16 protein-coding genes are annotated in these 18,774 nt (G+C 71.2%); 12 read left to right on the forward strand and 4 right to left on the reverse strand.

Going from position 1 to position 18,774, the window contains the following annotated elements; genetic code table 11:
* The first annotated feature begins 38 nt into the window (after positions 1-38).
* From ACLJOU_RS37875 to ACLJOU_RS37885, 3 genes are read left to right on the forward strand one after another with little or no spacing between them, the layout of a single operon-like run.
* Positions 39-743, forward strand: coding sequence for a hypothetical protein (locus ACLJOU_RS37875; RefSeq protein WP_410574097.1), 705 nt, complete (start codon positions 39-41; stop codon positions 741-743).
* 11 nt (positions 744-754) lie between these two features.
* A complete protein-coding gene (gene ligA / locus ACLJOU_RS37880) occupies positions 755-2,920 on the forward strand; it encodes an NAD-dependent DNA ligase LigA (protein ID WP_410574098.1) in 2,166 nt (721 codons plus the stop codon).
* Positions 2,913-3,407, forward strand: a complete 495-nt coding sequence (locus tag ACLJOU_RS37885) for a GNAT family N-acetyltransferase (RefSeq protein WP_410574099.1) — start codon at positions 2,913-2,915, stop codon at positions 3,405-3,407. Before ligA ends, ACLJOU_RS37885 begins: the two co-directional genes overlap by 8 nt.
* Positions 3,408-3,469: 62 nt before the next feature.
* Here the strand turns inward: ACLJOU_RS37885 and ACLJOU_RS37890 are convergent, their stop codons facing one another.
* Positions 3,470-4,123, reverse strand: a complete 654-nt coding sequence (locus ACLJOU_RS37890; protein ID WP_410574143.1) for an amino acid-binding protein — start codon at positions 4,121-4,123, stop codon at positions 3,470-3,472.
* A 236-nt stretch (positions 4,124-4,359) separates the two neighbouring features.
* Between ACLJOU_RS37890 and gatC the strand changes: the two genes are divergently transcribed.
* From gatC to ACLJOU_RS37930, 8 genes are all read left to right on the forward strand, one after another.
* Complete coding sequence (gene gatC / locus ACLJOU_RS37895) at positions 4,360-4,659, forward strand: Asp-tRNA(Asn)/Glu-tRNA(Gln) amidotransferase subunit GatC (protein ID WP_410574100.1); 300 nt, start codon at positions 4,360-4,362, stop codon at positions 4,657-4,659.
* A complete protein-coding gene (gene gatA / locus ACLJOU_RS37900; protein WP_410574101.1) occupies positions 4,656-6,173 on the forward strand; it encodes an Asp-tRNA(Asn)/Glu-tRNA(Gln) amidotransferase subunit GatA in 1,518 nt (505 codons plus the stop codon). Before gatC ends, gatA begins: the two co-directional genes overlap by 4 nt.
* Positions 6,170-7,675 (forward strand): Asp-tRNA(Asn)/Glu-tRNA(Gln) amidotransferase subunit GatB, encoded by a 1,506-nt coding sequence (gatB, locus tag ACLJOU_RS37905; RefSeq protein ID WP_410574102.1) that lies wholly within the window; start codon positions 6,170-6,172, stop codon positions 7,673-7,675. Before gatA ends, gatB begins: the two co-directional genes overlap by 4 nt.
* Positions 7,672-8,202, forward strand: a complete 531-nt coding sequence (locus tag ACLJOU_RS37910) for a hypothetical protein (protein ID WP_410574144.1) — start codon at positions 7,672-7,674, stop codon at positions 8,200-8,202. The genes gatB and ACLJOU_RS37910 overlap by 4 nt, the downstream gene beginning before the upstream one ends.
* 253 nt (positions 8,203-8,455) lie before the next feature.
* Complete coding sequence (locus tag ACLJOU_RS37915) at positions 8,456-9,550, forward strand: Gfo/Idh/MocA family protein (RefSeq protein ID WP_410574103.1); 1,095 nt, start codon at positions 8,456-8,458, stop codon at positions 9,548-9,550.
* Positions 9,547-10,467, forward strand: coding sequence for a PmoA family protein (locus ACLJOU_RS37920; protein WP_410574104.1), 921 nt, complete (start codon positions 9,547-9,549; stop codon positions 10,465-10,467). Before ACLJOU_RS37915 ends, ACLJOU_RS37920 begins: the two co-directional genes overlap by 4 nt.
* Positions 10,464-11,180: a cupin gene (locus ACLJOU_RS37925; protein ID WP_410574105.1), complete on the forward strand. Its 717-nt coding sequence runs from the start codon at positions 10,464-10,466 to the stop codon at positions 11,178-11,180. Before ACLJOU_RS37920 ends, ACLJOU_RS37925 begins: the two co-directional genes overlap by 4 nt.
* The gene (locus tag ACLJOU_RS37930) at positions 11,180-12,316 is read left to right on the forward strand and encodes a Gfo/Idh/MocA family protein (protein WP_410574106.1); all 1,137 of its coding nucleotides are present in this window, start codon (positions 11,180-11,182) and stop codon (positions 12,314-12,316) included. Before ACLJOU_RS37925 ends, ACLJOU_RS37930 begins: the two co-directional genes overlap by 1 nt.
* Before the next feature lie 13 nt (positions 12,317-12,329).
* Here ACLJOU_RS37930 and ACLJOU_RS37935 read toward each other — a convergent pair whose 3' ends face one another.
* The 3 genes from ACLJOU_RS37935 to ACLJOU_RS37945 all read right to left on the reverse strand — a co-directional run bounded on the left by ACLJOU_RS37935 (position 12,330) and on the right by ACLJOU_RS37945 (position 17,726).
* Positions 12,330-12,782: a hypothetical protein gene (locus ACLJOU_RS37935; RefSeq protein WP_410574107.1), complete on the reverse strand. Its 453-nt coding sequence runs from the start codon at positions 12,780-12,782 to the stop codon at positions 12,330-12,332.
* A 73-nt stretch (positions 12,783-12,855) separates the two neighbouring features.
* Positions 12,856-16,230: a nucleic acid/nucleotide deaminase domain-containing protein gene (locus ACLJOU_RS37940; protein WP_410574108.1), complete on the reverse strand. Its 3,375-nt coding sequence runs from the start codon at positions 16,228-16,230 to the stop codon at positions 12,856-12,858.
* A 287-nt stretch (positions 16,231-16,517) separates the two neighbouring features.
* A complete protein-coding gene (locus ACLJOU_RS37945) occupies positions 16,518-17,726 on the reverse strand; it encodes a PQQ-dependent sugar dehydrogenase (protein WP_410574109.1) in 1,209 nt (402 codons plus the stop codon).
* Positions 17,727-17,791: 65 nt separating this feature from the next.
* On the opposite strand from ACLJOU_RS37945, the gene ACLJOU_RS37950 reads away from it, so the two are divergent.
* Complete coding sequence (locus tag ACLJOU_RS37950) at positions 17,792-18,700, forward strand: 2-hydroxyacid dehydrogenase (protein WP_410574110.1); 909 nt, start codon at positions 17,792-17,794, stop codon at positions 18,698-18,700.
* Positions 18,701-18,774: the final 74 nt, after the last annotated feature.

The following is an 18,774-nucleotide window of genomic DNA, read 5'->3' on the forward strand; positions in this document are numbered from 1 at the left end:
TGGCGGGGTAGCCGACCGAACGAGGACCACCCGAGACCATGCGCCTGTTCCGCCGCAAGAGCACCGCCGCCGACCCGCCCGATCCGCGCACGGCGTGGCCCGAGCAGACTGTGCCGGACGATCCGGCGGCTGCTGCGGACGCTTTCTGGCAAGGCTGGTTCGAGCTGCTCCCGATGGTCAGCGCGGCATTGGGCGAGGGTGAGCCTCATCGGGTGGAGCACGAACTCTGCCAGCTGGTGGAGGCTTTGCACCCCCGGCTGCACTTTTCGCTCGAGCGTGGTCGCCAAGCGATCTACGCCCTGGTCGTGACCGGCCAGGAAGATCCCGACGTGCGCCCGTTCACGGACGCGTGGCGTGCTGCCGCGCCGCCCGACGACGCGATCTGGGAGTACCACGACTCGGTGCCGCCGGTGCCCGATCCGACCGAGGTGACGGTGAACCTCGGCGAGCGCCGGATCGCGCTGGCCGATGTCCGGGTCGTAGCTCAGGTGGACGACGACGAGCGCGTGGTCGACGTCGCCGTCTTCCACCCGCACTTCGGCGAACTCGACGACGCGACCCGGCGGACGATGACCTTCTTGCCGCTCGATGCGACATTGGGTGAACGGCTCGCCGCCGAACGGTTACGGCGCGTCGAGACCGCGGAGGCCGAGCCGGCCGGCGCCATCACCCTTCTGGAGTTCCGTGAACTGGTCCGTGGACTGGGCGCCGGACCGGACGAAAATGTCGGTACCGCCGACTAGGGTTACCACCCGTGAGCAGCACCGAACTTCCCCAGGACCAGGTTGCGGCGGCCGCGGAGGACGTGACCGACGTCCCGGCCGACGTGCGCGAGCGGCACGGCGCCCTCGCCGAAGAACTGCGCAACCACCAGTTCCGGTACTACGTCCTGGACTCGCCGATCATCTCGGACGGGCAGTTCGACGAGCTGCTGGGCGAACTGCAGCAGATCGAGGACGAGTACCCGGGCTTGGTGACGCCCGAATCGCCGACTCAACGGGTCGGGGGGACGTTCTCGACCGAGTTCACCGCGTACGACCACCTCGAACGCATGCTGAGCCTGGACAACGTGTTCGACACCGAGGAGTTCCTCGCCTGGGTGGAGCGCGTCGAGAAAGAGGTCGGGCAGACCGAGTTCCTGGCCGAGCTGAAGATCGACGGCCTGGCGATCAACCTCCTGTACGAAAACGGCCACCTCACCCGGGCGCTCACCCGCGGCGACGGCCGGACCGGCGAGGACGTCACGCTCAACGTCCGCACGCTCGATCAGGTCCCGGAGGCGCTGACCGGTAACGACCAGTTCCCCGTGCCCGCTCTAGTCGAGGTGCGGGGAGAGGTCTACTTCCGCGTCGAGGACTTCCTCGAGCTGAACGCCAAGATGGTCGAAGCCGGCAAGCCGCCGTACGCGAACCCGCGCAACACCGCGGCCGGCTCGCTGAGGCAGAAGGACCCGAAGATCACCCGCGAGCGGCGGCTGCGGCTGATCTGCCACGGATTGGGCAAGCGCGAGGGCTTCGAGCCACAGCGTCAGTCGGAGGCGTACGAAGCACTGGCGGCGTGGGGGCTTCCGGTGTCGCCGCACAGCAAGGTCCTGACGTCGGCCGACGAACTCACCACGCACATCACCTACTGGGGTGAACACCGGCACGACGCCGAGCACGAGATCGACGGCGTGGTGATCAAAGTCGATCGTGTGGCGCTGCAGCGGCGGCTGGGCACGACGTCGCGCGCGCCGCGGTGGGCGATCGCGTACAAGTACCCGCCGGAAGAAGCCATCACGACCCTGCTCGACATCCAGGTCAACGTCGGCCGGACGGGGCGCGTGACTCCGTTCGCCGTCACCGAGCCGGTCAAGGTCGCGGGGTCGACCGTCGCGCGGGCCACCCTCCACAACCAGGAAGAGGTCAAGCGCAAGGGCGTGCTCATCGGCGACCGGATCGTCATCCGGAAGGCCGGCGACGTCATCCCCGAGGTCCTCGGGCCGGTGGTGGACGCGCGCACCGGTGACGAGCGCGAGTTCGTCATGCCTACCCACTGCCCGGCCTGCGGTACCGAACTCGCCTACCAGAAGGAAGGCGACAAGGACATCCGCTGCCCGAACAGCCGCTTCTGCCCCGCGCAGCTGCGGGAGCGCCTGTTCAGCTTGGCCGGGCGCGGTGCCTTCGACATCGAGGTCCTCGGGTACGAGGCGGCGGCCGCGCTGCTCGACGCGCGGGTGATCGCCGACGAGGGCGACGTCTTCGACCTCGACGAGGACAGTCTCACCGAGGTCGAGCTGTTCCGGACCAAGGCCGGCGAATTGTCGGCGAACGCGCGAAAGCTGCTCGCCAACCTCGAGGTGGCGAAGGACCGGCCGTTGTGGAAGGTGCTGGTCGCTTTGTCGATCCGGCACGTCGGGCCGACCGCGGCGCAGGCTCTGGCGCGTGAGTTCGGCTCGGTCGAGCGCATCGAGCAGGCGACCGAGGAAGAGCTCGCGGACGTCGACGGTGTCGGCCCGACCATCGCCCGCGCGACGCGGGAGTGGTTCGAGGTCGGCTGGCACCGGGAGATCGTCGAAAAGTGGCGACGCGCCGGCGTGCGGATGGAAGAGGAACGCGACGACTCGATCCCGCGCAACCTCGAAGGCCTGTCGATCGTGGTGACGGGCTCACTCGACGGCTTCTCCCGCGACGAGGCCAAGGAAGTCATCATGGCGCGCGGCGGCAAGGCCGCCGGGTCGGTCTCGAAGAAGACAGCCTTCGTGGTCGTCGGGGATTCGCCTGGTTCGAAATACGACAAGGCGGTTCAGCTCAAGGTGCCGGTGCTCGACGAAGCCGGCTTCCGCGTCCTGCTCGAGCAGGGCCCCGATGCGGCGCGGGAGGTGGCGCTGCCGGCCGGCGACGAGACCGCCGAGGACGAGACCGGGGGAACGGATGGGTGATGTCGAAATCCGGCCGCCGAGGCCGGAGGAGTACGCCGCGGCGGGCGAAGTCACGGTGCAGGCGTACAAAGCCGACGGCCATCTGGCCGCCGATGTCGGCTACGACGCCGTGCTGCGTGACGTCGCGAGGAGAGTCGAGGAGGCCGAGGTCCTCGTCGCCGTGGACGGGGCGGGGGAGGTGGTCGGGACCGTGACCATCGTGCGGCCGGGGTCGGAATACGCCGAGATCTCGCGGCCGGGTGAGCTCGAGTTCCGGATGCTGGCGGTGGCGCCGTCGGCGCGTGGCCGCGGTGTCGGCGAGGCCCTGACCAGAGCCGTGTTCGACCGCGCGCGCAGTCTGGGGCTCCGGAAGGTCGTGCTGAGCAGCGTGGACCGGATGCACGGCGCGCACCGGCTCTACGAGCGTCTCGGGTTCGCGCGCCTGGCCGAGCGAGACTGGCGACCCTTCCCGCACGTCACGTTGATCGCCTATCAGATCGACGTCTGACCTGGGCGTCGTCCGAAAAGGGACGAACCCGGGTGGGCTCGTCCCTTTTCGACGTCCTCACGCTAGCCGTCGAGGACCACCGCGACGATGCCGGCGAGGTGGGCGAGCCGGGCGACTTCGGCGGCGCGGAAGTTCGGGCCGCCGGGGCGGGCGACGAGCAGCGCCTTGCCCGGCTTGCCGAGCGGGGTCGCGGCGAGCTCGGTGCCGAGCTCTTTCCACGTCTCCGGGATCCAGGCTTCTTCGCTGTCGAGGACCGTCGCGCGTTCGAGCGGCAGCCACGGCAGGTCGGTGATTGGGGTTTCCGGGGCCGCGCTGGACGAGGCCAGGCGGACCGCGCCGGTCTCCGAATGCTCGACGATCATAGCCCAGCCGGCGCGCACGATGCGGGGGACACCCTCGGCGAGGATGTCGAGGCCCGACTTCGGCTGCGCGGCGATTTCTTCGACGAGCTCGAGCTCACGGTGCGTGTCCAGGACGCCCGCATAGGGACGGACCGCGTCCACTTCGACGCCGTCGACGCTCTCCGCCGCCGTGATCAGCGCGTCGGGCAGGCGGCCCGACGGGAGCTCGACCACCAGGTCGTCGACGGCGACTCCGCTGCCGCGCTCGACGACGTCCACGCTGAGGATGTCGGCGCCTACTGTGCCGAGCGCCGTGGCGACCGCGCCGAGGGTCCCCGGGCTGTCCGGAAGGAGGACCCGGATCAGGAACGACACCACGCGCCCCTCTCACCTCTGGCGTCCCAGCCTTGCCGTGGGACGCTCGATGCCGGTCGCCGATTGTGACAGACCCACCCGGCTCGCGGGACCAGCTGTCCGCCGGGCGGGATGTGAGCGTCGCCGGACGGCAGCCGGCCTGCGCCGGGCGTAACCCAGTCGAGTCCGCCCGCGCCGTCACCATAGACTTGCAGCTTCCGAGACAACCCGCACAGCACAACCCGGGAGTCACCCGCGTGCCCAACATTTCCCGAGACGAGGTCGCGCACCTCGCGAAGCTGGCCAGGCTGGCCGTGACCGACGACGAGATCGACGTCTTCGCCGGCCAGCTCGACCAGATCCTGGACTCGGTGGCCAAGGTGAGCGAGGTCGCCGCCACCGACGTGCCGCCCACGTCGCACGCCGTGCCGCTGACGAACGTCTTCCGACAGGACGTCGTCGTCCCCGGGCTCACGCAGCAGCAGGCACTGGCCGGTGCGCCGGCCGCCGAAGAGGGCCGTTTCCGGGTGCCGCGGATCCTGGGGGAAGAGCAGTGACCGAGCTCATCAAGCTGACCGCCGCCGAGCTGGCGGAGAAGATCCACGCGCGCGAGGTGTCCGCGGTCGAGGTCACGCAGGCCCACCTGGACCGGATCGCCGAGGTCGACGACCACATCCACGCGTTCCTGCACGTCGACACCGAAGGTGCGCTCGCCGCGGCCAAGAAGGTCGACGAGGGGATCGCCGAGGGCAACGCGCCCGCGTCGCCGCTGGCCGGCGTGCCGCTCGCGCTCAAGGACGTCCTGACCACCGAGGGCGTGCCGACCACCTGTGGTTCGAAAACGCTCGAAGGCTGGATCCCGCCGTACGACGCGACGGTGACGCGCAAGCTGCGCGAAGCCGGTGTCGTGATTCTCGGCAAGACGAACATGGACGAGTTCGCCATGGGCTCGTCGACCGAGAACTCCGCGTACGGCCCGACGCACAACCCGTGGGACCACGCCCGCATCCCAGGCGGGTCGGGCGGTGGCTCGTCGGCGTCGATCGCGGCGTTCGAGGCTGCCATCGCCATCGGTACCGACACCGGCGGGTCGATCCGGCAGCCGGGGGCCGTCACCGGGACCGTCGGGGTCAAGCCGACCTACGGCGGGGTGTCGCGCTACGGCCTTGTCGCTTTTTCGTCCTCGCTCGACCAGGCCGGCCCCTGCGCGCGGACGGTGCTCGACGCCGCCCTGCTGCACGAGGTCATCGCCGGGTACGACCCGCGGGACTCGACGTCCATCGACGCGCCGGTGCCGCCGGTCGTCGCCGCTGCGCGCCAGGGCGCGAACGGTGACCTGAAGGGCGTCAAGGTCGGGGTCGTCAAGGAGTTCGGCGGCGACGGCTACCAGGCGGGCGTGCTGCGGTCGTTCCAGGCCGCGGTCGAGCAGCTGCGGGCGCTCGGCGCCGACGTCGTCGAGGTGTCTTGTCCGAACTTCGTCTACGCGCTGCCTGCCTACTACCTGATCGCACCGAGCGAGTGCTCGTCGAACCTCGCGCGGTTCGACGCCATGCGCTACGGCATGCGCGTCGCCGACGACGGCACGCACAGCGCCGAAGAGGTCATGTCGCTGACGCGGGAAAAGGGCTTCGGTGCCGAGGTCAAGCGGCGGATCATGCTGGGCACCTACGCGTTGTCGTCCGGCTACTACGACGCCTACTACGGCTCGGCGCAGAAGGTGCGCACGCTGATCACGCGGGACTTCGAGGCCGCCTTCGAGCAGGTCGATGTCCTCGTTTCGCCCACGACGCCGACCACGGCGTTCAAGATCGGCGAGCGCGTCGACGACCCGATGGCGATGTACCTCGCCGACTTGTGCACGATCCCGTCGAACCTCGCCGGAAACGCCGCCATGAGCGTGCCCAGCGGGCTTTCCGACGAGGACGGGCTGCCCGTCGGCCTGCAGATCATGGCCCCGGCGCTCGCCGACGACCGGCTCTACCGGGTCGGCGCCGCCTACGAGGCCGCCCGTGACGCCGCCGCCGGCGGGGCGCTCATCCACAAGGTCCCGGAGCTCGGAGGAACGAAGTGACTGCCGTGGCCGAGTTGATGGACTACGCCGACGTCGTCGAGCGGTTCGACCCGGTGCTCGGGCTCGAAGTGCATGTCGAGCTCAACACGAACACGAAGATGTTCTGCGGGTGCCCGAACGAGTTCGGCGGCGAGCCGAACACGAAGGTCTGCCCGACCTGCCTCGGCCTGCCCGGGGCGCTGCCGGCCGTCAACGGCAAGGCCGTCGAGGGCGCCGTCCGGATCGGTCTCGCGCTGAACTGCGAGATCGCCGAGTGGTGCCGGTTCGCGCGGAAGAACTACTTCTACCCGGACATGCCGAAGAACTTCCAGACGTCGCAGTACGACGAGCCGATCGCTTTCAACGGCTACCTCGACGTCACGCTCGACGACGGCGAGGTCGTGCGCGTGGAGATCGAGCGCGCGCACATGGAGGAGGACACCGGCAAGTCGCTGCACGTCGGCGGCGCGACCGGGCGGATCCACGGCGCCGAGCACTCACTGCTCGACTACAACCGGGCCGGCGTGCCGTTGATCGAAATCGTGACAAAGCCGATCACCGGCACCGGCGCGCGGGCGCCCGAGGTCGCGCGGGCCTACGTGAGCGCGCTGCGTGACCTGCTGCGCGCGCTCGACGTCTCCGATGTCCGGATGGATCAGGGCTCGTTGCGGTGCGACGCGAACGTCTCGCTGATGGCGAAGGACGCGACCGAGTTCGGGACGCGCACCGAGACGAAGAACGTGAACTCGCTGCGCAGCGTCGAGCGCGCTGTCCGCTACGAGATGACGCGGCAGGCGGCGATCCTCGCCGAGGGCGGCTCGATCAAGCAGGAGACACGGCACTTCCAGGAAGCCGACGGCACCACGTCGTCCGGGCGGACGAAGGAGACCGCGGAGGACTACCGGTACTTCCCGGAGCCCGACCTGGTCCCGATCGCGCCGTCGCGGGAGTGGGTCGAGGAGCTGCGCGGGACCCTGCCGGAGATGCCGTCGGAGCGGCGGAAGCGGATCCAGCAGGAATGGTCGCTTTCCGACGAAGCCCTGCGTGACCTGCTGAACGTCGGTGCCGTCGACCTCGTCGCGGCCACGGTCGAGGCCGGCGCCACGCCGGATGAGGCGCGCGGCTGGTGGGTCAATACCCTGGCGCAGGAGGCCAACACCCGTGAGGTCGAGCTCGCCGACCTGGCGATCACGCCGAAGCAGGTGGCCGAGGTCATCGGGCTGGTGTCTTCCGGTGAGCTGACGAACAAGCTCGCCAAGAAGGTCGTCCAGGGCGTGCTCGCCGGGGAGGGCGAGCCGCGCGAGGTGGTCGAGAAGCGAGGGCTGAAGGTCGTCTCGGACGACTCGGCCCTTCTCGCGGCGATCGACGAGGCGCTGGCGGCGCAGCCGGACGTCGCGGAGAAGATCCGCGGCGGGAAGGTCGCCGCCGCGGGGGCCATCGTCGGTGCGGTCATGAACGCGACCAAGGGGCAGGCCGACGCCAAGCGGGTGCGTGAGCTCATCATCGAACGCGTCGGTTCCTGACGTTGCCGGTTTTCGTCAAAAGCGTCACCTGGCGCGAGTGGCTCGGCCTGGCGGCCGGGCTGCTCGCGCTGGGCTCGACGTTCCTGCCGTGGACCACGCTAACCGCGACCCGGCCGGACATCGAAGACATCCTGACGCAGCTGCCCCACGGTGACGTCGTGCGCGATGCGTGGCACTCGAGCTTCTTCGCCTGGTGCCCGCCGTTGCCGCTGTTGCTGGCCGGACTGGTCGTGGTCGTTTTCGGGCGAATCCGGAACCTGCGGATCAGCGGGCTGCCGCACCTGTGGCTGGTGGTCGCCGCGGCGTCGCTGCTGCTGATGGCGCTGGGCTGGTTCACCCTGGACTGGGAGTTCGACGCCGACCAGCGAGGCATCTTCGAGGCGGCCGGGGTCGCCATCGGGCCGGGGGTGGGTCGCTTCCTCGGATTGTTCGCGGCGCTCGTGTCCTGCGTTGTCGCTTTCCTGGACGTGCGGGCCATGCGGGCCGAGAGTCGGCAGCCGCGGAAGGCGCGTAGCAAGACCCGCTGACATTCGCGGGCGCCGGGCAGTCACTTCGGTAAGAATCCTGCCGCTGGAGAATTTCCGTCGGGTTGGCGGAGTCGTCCGACCGGTGGATCGTGGGCGTCGACAACGTTGTCATCGTAGGCGGCCGTTGCATGAGAAAGCGCTTTCTGGAACGGTCGGAGTGGCGAAGCCCGGCCACGGAGGTCGCCGTCCTGGAAGTGGGCGCGCGGTGCGAGATCGACGCTGTGGGGCGCGGAGCCGGAGGAGGAGACCCGGGGTGGGTGAGGGAAAGCGCTTACGGGTGGCCGTCGTCGGGACCGGGGCCATTGCGGAAAGCCACCGGATCGCCTTCGAGGCCCACCGCGAGGACGTCGAGATCGTGGCCGCCGCGGACCTCGACGAGGTGCGCGTTGCCGCCTTCTGTGCCGGGGCCGGGGACGCCCAGCCCTACCACGACCTGGGCACTCTCCTCGCCGAGCAGGAACCCGACCTCGTCTCGATCTGCACGCCGCCCAGCCTGCACGTCGAGCAGACGAAGCAGGCGCTCGAGAGCGGCGCCTGGGTCTGGTGCGAAAAGCCGCCGTGCCGGTCGCTCGCCGAATACGACGAGATGACCGTTGCCGAGCGGGAGGGCGGGCCGTACGCCGCCTTCGTCTACCAGCAGCGGTCCGGCTCGGCCGCCGCGCACTTTCGGGAGCTGCTCGCCGGTGGGGAGCTGGGGCGGCCGCTCGTCGCGCACTGCCAGACCACCTGGTACCGCGATGCCGCCTACTACGCGGTGCCGTGGCGGGGACACTGGGAGACCGAGGGCGGCGGCCCGGCCATGGGCCACGGCATCCACCAGATGGATCTGCTGCTCCACCTGCTCGGCGACTGGGCCGAGGTGCGGGCGATGACCGCGCGGCTGGTGCACGACGTCGAGACCGAAGACGTCTCCACCGCGCTCGTCCGGTTCGAGTCGGGGGCGCTGGCGACCGTCGTCAACAGCGTCCTCTCGCCCGACGAGGTGAGCCGGATCCGGATCGACTGCGAACTCGCCACCGCGGAGCTCACCCACCTCTACGGGTACGGCGCCAAAGACTGGCGCTACACGCCGGCGCCCCACGTCGACGAGGACGTCGTCGAACGGTGGCGCACCCCGGCCGACGACGTCGGCAGCTCGCACGCCGCCGCGTTGACGCCCCTCCTCGCCGCCTACCGGGCCGGGCGGCGGCCGCCGTGCAGCGGGGATGACGGGCGGCGGGTGCTCGAATTCGTCGCCGCGCTGTACAAGTCCGCCGCCACCGGGGCCGGTGTGCGCCGCGGGGAAATCGGGCCGGGTGACCCCTTCCACCTCTCGATGGCCGGAAAACGGACAGGAGAGCGCGGATGAGCGCGACGATCACCGTCACGCACCGGCACGGCGAGCACGTGGCCGTCGAAGCGGGCGGTGTCCGGCTGATGTCCTACGTGTACCAGCCCGACCCCGTGGCCTTCGAGTCCCGCAAGCCCTACGCCCACCCGCTGCGGACGCTCGGCGGACGGCACGTCAGCGGCTACCGGCCCGCCGACCACCGGTGGCACAAGGGCCTGCAGATGACGGCGAGTCACCTCTCCGGGCAGAACTTCTGGGGCGGCCACACCTACGTCCCCGGCGACGGGTACCAGGAGCTGCCCGACCGCATCGGCTCCATGCGGCACGACGGATTCGCCGGCTTCGGCGTCGAGCGCGATCGGCTGCGCCTGACCGAAGACCTCACCTGGGTCGCCAACGGTGGCGACGAGTGGGCGCGGGAGCGGCGGGACATCGTCGTCCACTCGGTCGAGCCGGACGAAGGGGCCTGGGCGCTCGACTGGGCGATCGAGCTGACCAACGTCCGGGACGTCCCGCTCGTGTTCGGCAGCCCGACCACCGCCGGCCGCGAGCTCGCCGGGTACACCGGCCTGCACTGGCGGGGGCCCCGCGACTTCGGCGGCGGCCAGGTGCTGGGCCCCGGCGACCTCGAGGGCGAGGCGATGATGGGCACGCAGGCGCCGTGGCTCGCGTTCGTCGGCGAACACGACGGCGTCGACGCGCACTCGACGCTCGTCTTCGCCCACGCACCCGAGAACGACAAGGCGATCCACGAGTCGCACTGGTTCGTCCGCGCCCGGGAAGCGCCCATGGTCGCCTTCTCGTGGGCGTTTTTCGACGAGTTCGACCTGCCGCCGGGCGAGAGCTTCGCCTACCGCTACCGGATCGTCGTCGCCGACGGGGCCTGGGACCGCGACCGGGTGACCCGCTACCTCGACGGGCACGGGTGGTCATGACCGGTTTTCCGCTCCCGGGCGCCATCGGCGTCTCGCACCTGCGCGCCTACGACTGGGCGGCCGAGGACGGCGTCTGCGGCGGCAGTCCGCACGTCCACCTCGCCTGCACCGAGGCCTACGTCGTCACCGGCGGGCGGGGCGCCGTCCAAACGCTGAGTGCCGGCGGCTACGCGGAGACGCCCTTGGAAGCCGGGGTGATCGCGTGGTTCTCGCCCGGCACCGTACACCGGATGGTGCAGGAGGACGGCCTGCGCGTCACGGTCCTCATGCAGAACAGCGGGCTGCCCGAGGCCGGGGACGCCGTCTTCACCTTCCCGCCCGACGTGCTCGCCGACGCGGCCGCCTACGCCGAGGCCGCGGCGTTGCCGAAAACCGACCACACTGCGCGACACCGCCGCGACCTGGCGATTCGCGGGTATCTGCCGCTGCGTGACGCCCTGCGGGACGGCGATCCGGAACCACTGCGGGCGTTCCACCGTGCGGCCGTCGCGCTCGTCGCGCCGAAAGTCGCAGAGTGGATACCGCGCTGGCAGGCCGGGGCGTTGCGGGCCGCCGAACTGACCGGCGCCCACCTGAAGGCGCTCGCCGACGGCGACGGGAGCCACCTCGACCGGTCCGGCCTGCGGGTCGCGACGCCGTCGAACCCCGACGGCTACGGCATGTGCGGCCGCCGCACCGAATACGACATCCCGCTCGACCAGGAAGGCTCGTGATGAACCAGTCCAGCATCGGAGTGCTGCTCAACGGGGTGACGGGCCGGATGGGCTACCGGCAGCACCTGCTCCGGTCGGTCCTGGCGATCCGCGAACAGGGTGGCGTCGCCCTGCCGGACGGCAGCCGCGTGCAGCTCGAGCCGATCCTCGCTGGCCGCAGCGCCGCGAAGCTCAAGGACCTCGCCGACCGGCACGGCCTGACCGCGTGGACCACCGACGCCGGCTCCGCGCTGCAGGACGTCGACATCTACTTCGACGCGCAGCTGACGTCCGCGCGCGAGCCGTCGGTGCGGGCGGCAATCACCGCGGGCAAGCACGTCTACGCCGAAAAGCCCCTTGCCGAAAACCTGACATCGGCGCTGGAGCTGGCCGGGCTCGCGCGGGACGCCGGGATCTGCCACGGCGTCGTGCACGACAAGCTGTTCCTGCCCGGCCTGCGCAAACTGCGGCGGCTGGTCGACGGCGGCTTCTTCGGGCGCATTCTGTCGGTGCGCGGGGAATTCGGCTACTGGGTCTTCGAGGGCGACTGGCAGGAGGCGCAGCGCCCGAGCTGGAACTACCGCGCCGAAGACGGCGGCGGGATCGTGCTCGACATGTTCTGCCACTGGAACTACGTGCTCGAGAACCTCTTCGGCCGCGTTTCGGCGGTGACGGCGAAGGCGGTGACGCACATCCCCCGCCGTTGGGACGAGCAGGGCGAGGCGTACGCGGCGACGGCGGACGACGCCGCGTACGGGATCTTCGAATTGGAGTCCGGAGTCATCGCGCAGATCAACTCGTCCTGGTCGACGCGGGTCTTCCGCGACGAACTGGTCGAATTCCAGGTCGACGGCACCGAAGGCAGCGCGGTCGCCGGCTTGCGGCGCTGCCGCGTCCAGCACCGCTCGGCGACGCCGAAGCCGGTGTGGAACCCGGACCTCCCGGCGACGGAGCGCTTCCGCGACCAGTGGCAGGAGGTGCCGGACAACGCCGAGTTCGACAACGGCTTCAAGGCGCAGTGGGAGGAATTCGTGCGGGACGTCGCCGCCGGACGCCAGCACCGGTACGACTTCTTCTCCGCCGCCCGCGGGCTGCAGGTGGCGGAGGCCGGGCTGACGTCGTCGGCCGAGGGACGGCGGGTGGAGCTGAAGCCGTAGGGCACAGGGCCGGTCATTCCACCGGCGACGCCGGGGCCTCGAGAACGCGGTGGACGTAGGAGGTACTGCCCTCGTGGTCGATCTGCGTACGGAAGCCGGCCTTCGTCAGCACGTCGAGCAATGCCTCGACGATGACCTTCCGCGCGTCGAGAACGTATCTGAGCAGCGGGCTGCTCGCGTCCTGGGCGCGCAGTTTTCCGCGATAGCTTTCCGTTTCCGTCACCGGGGCCCGCCAGCTCAGTTCCACGCCGAACGGATACGACTCGTGTACCCGGATGTGCGCCCCGGATGGGTAGGGGTGGAACGCACTCTCCCGCAGGACTGATGCGGCGAAGCCCATTCGGGTCAATTCGGTTTCGACCGCCTGGGCGAGTTCGAGCCAAGAATCAACCGCTTCGGCGGGTGCGCGGTAGTCCGGATCGTTTTCCGCCCGGGATTTCTCGAGGAACTGGAATGGATCGGTCACGCCGCAAGACTAGCACGGGTGGTGACGACCGAAGGTCGTCACCACCCGTGAGCCGGTAGCGGTCAGCGGTGCTTCACCGGCCCGTCGCGCGGTCCAGCAGCAGCCGTTCGACCATTTCGGTTTCCATATCCCAGTCATTGAGGTGGGTCACTCCGTAATACACCGGAGTGCCCGGAGTCAGTGCCTCGTTGAGGGTGGTGATGCACTTCTTCGTGCACGGCGACCGTTCGGTGAACATCGCGACGAGATCCTTCGGATCCAGGCCGGCGTCCCGGATCTTCTGGATGATGATTTGTTCGGAATGGAGGTCGGCGTCCCTGTTGCTGCGAGCGACGACGTAGCCGGGACCGAAACCTTCGTCGGGGTAACCCGGCATTTTGCCGACGCCGACGTTGATCCCCGGTTTGCCGAGCAACTCCCGAGCCTGCCGGAACCGGTACGAGACGTCGGCGAGCTCGTTGCCCCACCGGCCGTAATCGATTCCCACCGGCGTGAAGCACGGCAACGGGTCCGCCGCCGCCGCGAAACGGGGGGTGCAGATCCCGGTGAGCTGCTTGCCGAGGTTCTTCGCGATGTCGGTGAGCCCGTTGCGCACGGCGATGCCGGACAGGAATTCCTCGGTGCTGAGCGCGCTCAGCCTGGACGCGAGGAACGAGTCGCTGGCGATGCCGGTGACGAACTCCGCGCCGATCGTCAGCTCGATGCCCGCGCCCGCCGCTTCCGCGAGGAAGCCCGCCGACATCGCCGACTGCGAAGCCCGGACAGCGGCCTGCGAGGCGCGCGTCGCCGCTTCCTGGGCGGTGACAGCCGATTGATACGCCTTCTCCGCCGACGTCCGGGCGTCCTGCGCGGACTGCGCCGCGTCCTTCGCCGCGTTGACGGCAGCGGTGGCCTGGAAGCCGGCCTGGTCCGCGTATTCGTGCGCCTTCGCCGCGTCGTGCCGGGCGTCGGCCGCGACGGACTGCGCCAGCGCCGCGTTCTGGGACGCCGTCGCCGCCACCGATGTCGCTTCGGCGACCAAGCCGGCGACGACCGCGTTGTGCGCGGCCGATTCCCGGTCGTGCCGCGCGGCGACGTACTGGCCGTTGAGCCGGTACATCCGGACCATGTCGGGCGGCCCCGCCAGCGCCGCCTGGGCCAGCATCCGGGCCTCGGGCCCGGTGGCCGTGTTGGCGATCAGCTGGTTGAGCGCCAGGCGGTCGTCCTTCTCCCGGGCGATGTTCTGTCCCGTGTCGAGGAACTGCCGGTACGCGGCCACGGTGCCGGCGTCGAGGGCCTTCTGCGCCTCGGCCACGACGACGGCGTTGCCTTCCGCCCGCGCGGTGGCCTGGACCTGGTTGACCTGCAGCCGCAGGTCGCTGCCCTCGGTGGGGTAGTCCGGCGAGGCGAGGAACCGCTTGACGTCGGCGTCGCTGCCCGCGAGCGCCTGCTGGCCGGCCGCCTTCTTCGCCGGGTTCGCGTTGTCGATCAGCTCCTGCAGCGTCTCCCGGTCGTCCAGCGCGGCGGCGCGGGCGACGCCGGTGTGGACGAACTCTCGGACCTCGCGATCCGCCCCGGTCAGCGCGCCCTCGGCGGCCGACTTCGTCCACGGGCCACCGGTGGTGAGCAGCCGCAGCGCGACCTTCCGGCCGTCGAGCGTGACCAGTGCCGGGTCGGCGCCCGGCGCGTTCGCCTCCGCCAGCAGCCGGTTGGCTTCCGCGTCGCGCTGGACCTCCTGCGCCGCGTTCCACTTGCGGGTCAGGCCGAGCTGATCCTGGACGGTGAGCGCCTGCTGGGCGGCTTCGGTGGCCTGGTCCGCCTGCAGCGCGAGCCGGTCCTCGTTCACCTTGCGGGCGGCCGTGTAGATCCGGCCCGCCTGGTTCGCCGAGTCGACCGCGGTCTGCGCCGCGGTGCTCGCCGCGTTCGCGTGGTCGGTGGCGAGCTGGGCCGCTTGGTCGGCGTTGACCGCGTGATCCGCCGCGTCTTGAGCGGCCGCGGCGGCGATGGCGGCGTCCACGGCGGCTTTCGCCGCCAGCTCCCGTGCCTGCGCCGCCGCGTCGGCCGCTTCGACCGCGTAGGTCCGGGCCGAGGCCGCGGCCCGGTTCGCCCGGTCGGCCTGCCGCTGGGCGGTCGCCGCCGCGGCCTCGGCCTGCCGCGCGTCCGCACCGGCCGCCTTCGCCCACTTGACGGCTTCGCGGGCGGCGGCGGCCGAATTCGAGGCGTTCGTGCCGGCCGAGTTCGCGGCGTCGATCGCTTCGCGAGCGTGGCCGAGGGCGACCTTCGCCTGGTCGATGGCGTCGACGGCCTGCTGCGCGCTGGTCGACGCGGCGGCCGCGTCGATGGCCGCCTTCGAGGCGTCACCGGCCTTTCCGCGGTCGATCCGGGCGGCCGCCGCCGCGCTCCACGCGGCGCTCGAAGCATTGCCGGCCTTCGAGGCAGCGGCCGCGGCCCGCGCCGCGGCATTGGCGGCGACCCGCGCGGCGGACGTCGCGGCGTTGGCCGCACCGATCGCCGTGACGGCGGCGCTCGCCGCCCGGTCGGCCGCGGTGGCGGCGCGGTTCGCCGCTTCGGCCGCGCCGGCGGCGTTGTTCTTCGCCGCTTCGGCAGCCTGTGCGGCGAGCTCGCTCGACTGCCGCGCGAGGTCGGCTTCCTTCTTCGCGCGCTCGGCGGCGTCCTTCGCCTCCTGCGTTTCCTGCGCGGCCTGGGCGCCGGCGATCTTCGCGGCGTCGACCAGCTGCTGGATGCTCGCGGTCTCCTGGTCACGGGCCGCGGCGACTTCCCAGTCCCGGTCGATGAACAGCCGCAGCCGGTTCGGCGTTCCGTCGTCCAGCGCGTCCTGCGCCGCGGCCTTCGCCTCCGGCCCGCTGATCGCCAGGATCTGGTTGACGCGCAGGCGGAGGTCGGTCGCTTCCGCCCGGGCGGCGGTCGTGTTCAGGAAGTCGTGCAGCGCGGCCGAAGTCCCCGCGTCCAGCGCGGCCTGGGCGGCCTTCTGCACCTGCGGGCCGCCGGCGGCCATGATCTGGTTGACGCGGACGCGCAGGTCCGTGTCGGAAGCCGGGATCCACCCGCTGGTCAAGAACGTGCGCAGCGCGTTCGGGTCGCTGTCGGCGGCGTCGAGGGCTTGCTGCGCCGCGGTTTTCACCGCCGGGCCCCCGGCGTTGAGGATCTGGTTCACCGACAGGCGCTGGTCCAGCGCGTCGAGCCGGTCCAGCTTGTCGTTCAGGAACGCCGTGACGTCGGCGTCCGAGCCGAGCAAGGCCCGCTCGGCCTCGGCCTTGACCTGCGAGCCCGCGCTGCGCCAGATCGTGAGGACCTTGGCGCGCGGCGAGAGTTCACCGGTCGCCGTGGTGGCGGCCGCGCGGAGTGCCGCGGCGGGCGCCGCGGTGGCCTGCTGCACGGTTTGTGCGGTCAATGCGGCGACGAGCGCGACGACCAGGCCGCCGCGCCGGAGCCGCTGGAGTCTTTTCACCGATCTCATGGCTCTCTTTTCGTGGACGCGCACCGGCGCCACACCGTCCGGTGCTCGGGCGTGGGAAAGAACCGGAAAAAGGCGTCAGCCCGCCGGCGACGGAACGTCAGCCGTCGTTCGGGCAGCACGAAAAGACGTGAACATCCGGAAATCCCCCTCGGCGGACCACTGTGAGAATCCGCCCGGACGTGACCTTAACAGGACGAAGATCGCCGAATCGTGCGCCAGAAGGGGAGGATCGCCGTCACCCAGGGCGACGAAGAGTGCGCCCGGCTGCGCCGGACGGGTCAGTCCTTGCCGTTGCCGCCGCCGGACGTCGCCGAGGTGATCAGCACTACGCGGTCGTCGCTCGAGACCGGGGCGCCGCCGTCCTTGTTGACCGTGCCCGCCACCGCCAGCTGCGGGTTGATCATGCTCATGCCGGCCAGCCGCCCGTACGTCACCGGCGGCTTGCCGCTCTTGCCGTCGAGGCTCACCGTCGGCCTTCCGCTGATCGCGCCGTCCGGGGTCACCGGCAGGTTCTGCAGGGTGCCGGCCAGCGAGGTGCCCACCGACAGCGAACCGTTGGCGTCGACGAAGTCGGCGCAGCCCGCGACACCCGGTTTCTCCGGCCACGTCCACGCCGGCGTCGGCAGCGGCTGCCCGGCCTGGATCCGGTACAGGGCGTCCTTGTCGGCGAGGCGGTCGGTGACCCAGACGCGGCCGCCGTCGGCCGACGCGCACACCCCGCCGGGCGCGTGCAGGCCGGCCGCCACGGCGAGCGAGCCGTTCGGGTTGCCCGCCGCGGCCTTGCCGGAGGTGTCGATCCGCAGCAGCTTCCCGGCGAGGGAGTTCGGGTCGGCCGCGGCGCCGGGGTTGCCCGCGTCGCCGGTCGCGACCAGCAGCGCGCCGCGGTTGTCGGTGCCGATCGTGCCGCGGTTGCCGGACGCGCCCTTCGGGATCCCGGTGAGCACCGGCTTCGGCGCCTGGCCCTTGGCGAAGCGCACGACGCGGTTGTCGGTCCCCGTCGTGACGTAGGCGAACACCAGCTGGTCTTCGACGTACGACGGCGAAAGCGCGAGCCCGGTCAGGCCTCCGTCGCCGTCGGCCTGGACGTCGAGCTTCGCGAAGTCCGTGGCGTCCTTGCCGCTGGTGGCCAGCAGGACGCGGCCGCTCTTGCGCTCGCCGGCCAGCGCGCTCGGCGTGGAGCCGTCGCCGGGGAGGCCGGCCACCGCGGCGACGGTGTCCAGGCAGGTCGCGATGACCGCCGGGTCGAAGTCCTTGCAGCCCTGCGGCGGCGGCACCGGCGTGGCCGACTGGCCGGGCCGCGCCTGCTTGGGGTCGCTCCCGGAGTCCGCGCCGGGGCCCTGGACCTCGGGCGGCGACTCGGGGCTCGGCACGGGCGCGGGGCTGAACGTCTGGCCGGCCGCCGTGTCGTCGAACCGCGCGCACCCGGCGGGCAGCAGGACGCCGCAGGCCAAGATCGCCAGCAGGGCCGAGCGGTAGCGGGTGCGCATGATCCCCCAGCCTAGGGGCCGGTGCGTGAACCACGGGTGAGCACTCCTCGATTACGTTGGGGATCATGACGCTGACCGTGCTGGTGCCCGACGACGAGGGCATGACCGTGCTCGCCGAGGTCCCGCGGGTCCTGCCCGTGCGCTACCAGTGGGGCGAGCCGGTGCCGCCCGAGGCCGCGAAGGCCGAGGTGCTCATCCCCGGCAAGCACCCGCCGGGGGAGCAGCTGTGGCGCACGCTGCCGAACCTGAAGCTGATCCAGCTGCTGTCCGCCGGCGCCGAGGACTGGGTCGGCAAGGTGCCCGACGGCGTCCTGCTCTCCACCTGCCGCGGCGCGCACGGCGGGAGCACCGCCGAGTGGGTCGTCGCCGCGCTGCTGTCGATGTACCGCAGGCTGGACGTCTTCGCCGCGGCCCAGCGCGAAGGCCGGTGGGAGCGGCACACGGCGGACACGCTGCAGGGCAAGCGCGTGCTCGTCATCGGCGCGGGCGACCTCGGGCGGCACCTGCGGCGACGGCTGGAGCCGTTCGACGCGCGCTGCACGATGGTCGGGATGACCGCGCGGGAGGGCGTGCACGGCGTGCGGGAGCTGCCCGGGCTCTTGGAACTGCACGACGTCGTCGTGCTGATGGTGCCGCTGACCTCCCGCACGCGCGGAATGGCCGACGCAGGATTCCTGGCCCGGATGCGCGACGGCGCCGTGCTGGTGAACGTCTCGCGCGGCGCCGTCGTGGACACCGACGCCTTGGTCGCCGAATTGACCACGGGCCGGCTGCGGGCCGCGCTGGACGTGACGGATCCCGAGCCGCTGCCCGCCGGGCACCCGCTGTGGACGGCGCCGGGGCTGCTGCTGACCCCGCACGTCGGCGGCGCCGTGCGCGGGGTCCGGGGGCGGTCGTACGCCGTCGCCGCGGCCGAGATCGCGCGGTACGCCGGTGGCGAGCTGCCGGACAACCTCGTCCACGGCGAATACTGAGGCTTGTTCCGGTCAGGCCGCCGGGTGGCGGCGGACGGCCGACCACCCGTCACCGGGTTCGCGATGCCCGCGGG

The sequence above is a fragment of the Amycolatopsis sp. cmx-4-61 genome (assembly GCF_046548775.1).
GTDB lineage: Bacteria > Actinomycetota > Actinomycetes > Mycobacteriales > Pseudonocardiaceae > Amycolatopsis.

Bases quoted from the DNA above. Each gene is read 5' to 3' on its own strand.
- ACLJOU_RS37875 (WP_410574097.1), top strand. From the start codon at position 39: ATGCGCCTGTTCCGCCGCAAGAGCACCGCCGCCGACCCGCCCGATCCG.
- ACLJOU_RS37885 (WP_410574099.1), top strand. From the start codon at position 2,913: ATGGGTGATGTCGAAATCCGGCCGCCGAGGCCGGAGGAGTACGCCGCG.
- ACLJOU_RS37920 (WP_410574104.1), top strand. From the start codon at position 9,547: ATGAGCGCGACGATCACCGTCACGCACCGGCACGGCGAGCACGTGGCC.
- ACLJOU_RS37925 (WP_410574105.1), top strand. From the start codon at position 10,464: ATGACCGGTTTTCCGCTCCCGGGCGCCATCGGCGTCTCGCACCTGCGC.
- ACLJOU_RS37930 (WP_410574106.1), top strand. From the start codon at position 11,180: ATGAACCAGTCCAGCATCGGAGTGCTGCTCAACGGGGTGACGGGCCGG.
- ACLJOU_RS37945 (WP_410574109.1), bottom strand. From the start codon at position 17,726: ATGCGCACCCGCTACCGCTCGGCCCTGCTGGCGATCTTGGCCTGCGGC.
- ACLJOU_RS37950 (WP_410574110.1), top strand. From the start codon at position 17,792: ATGACGCTGACCGTGCTGGTGCCCGACGACGAGGGCATGACCGTGCTC.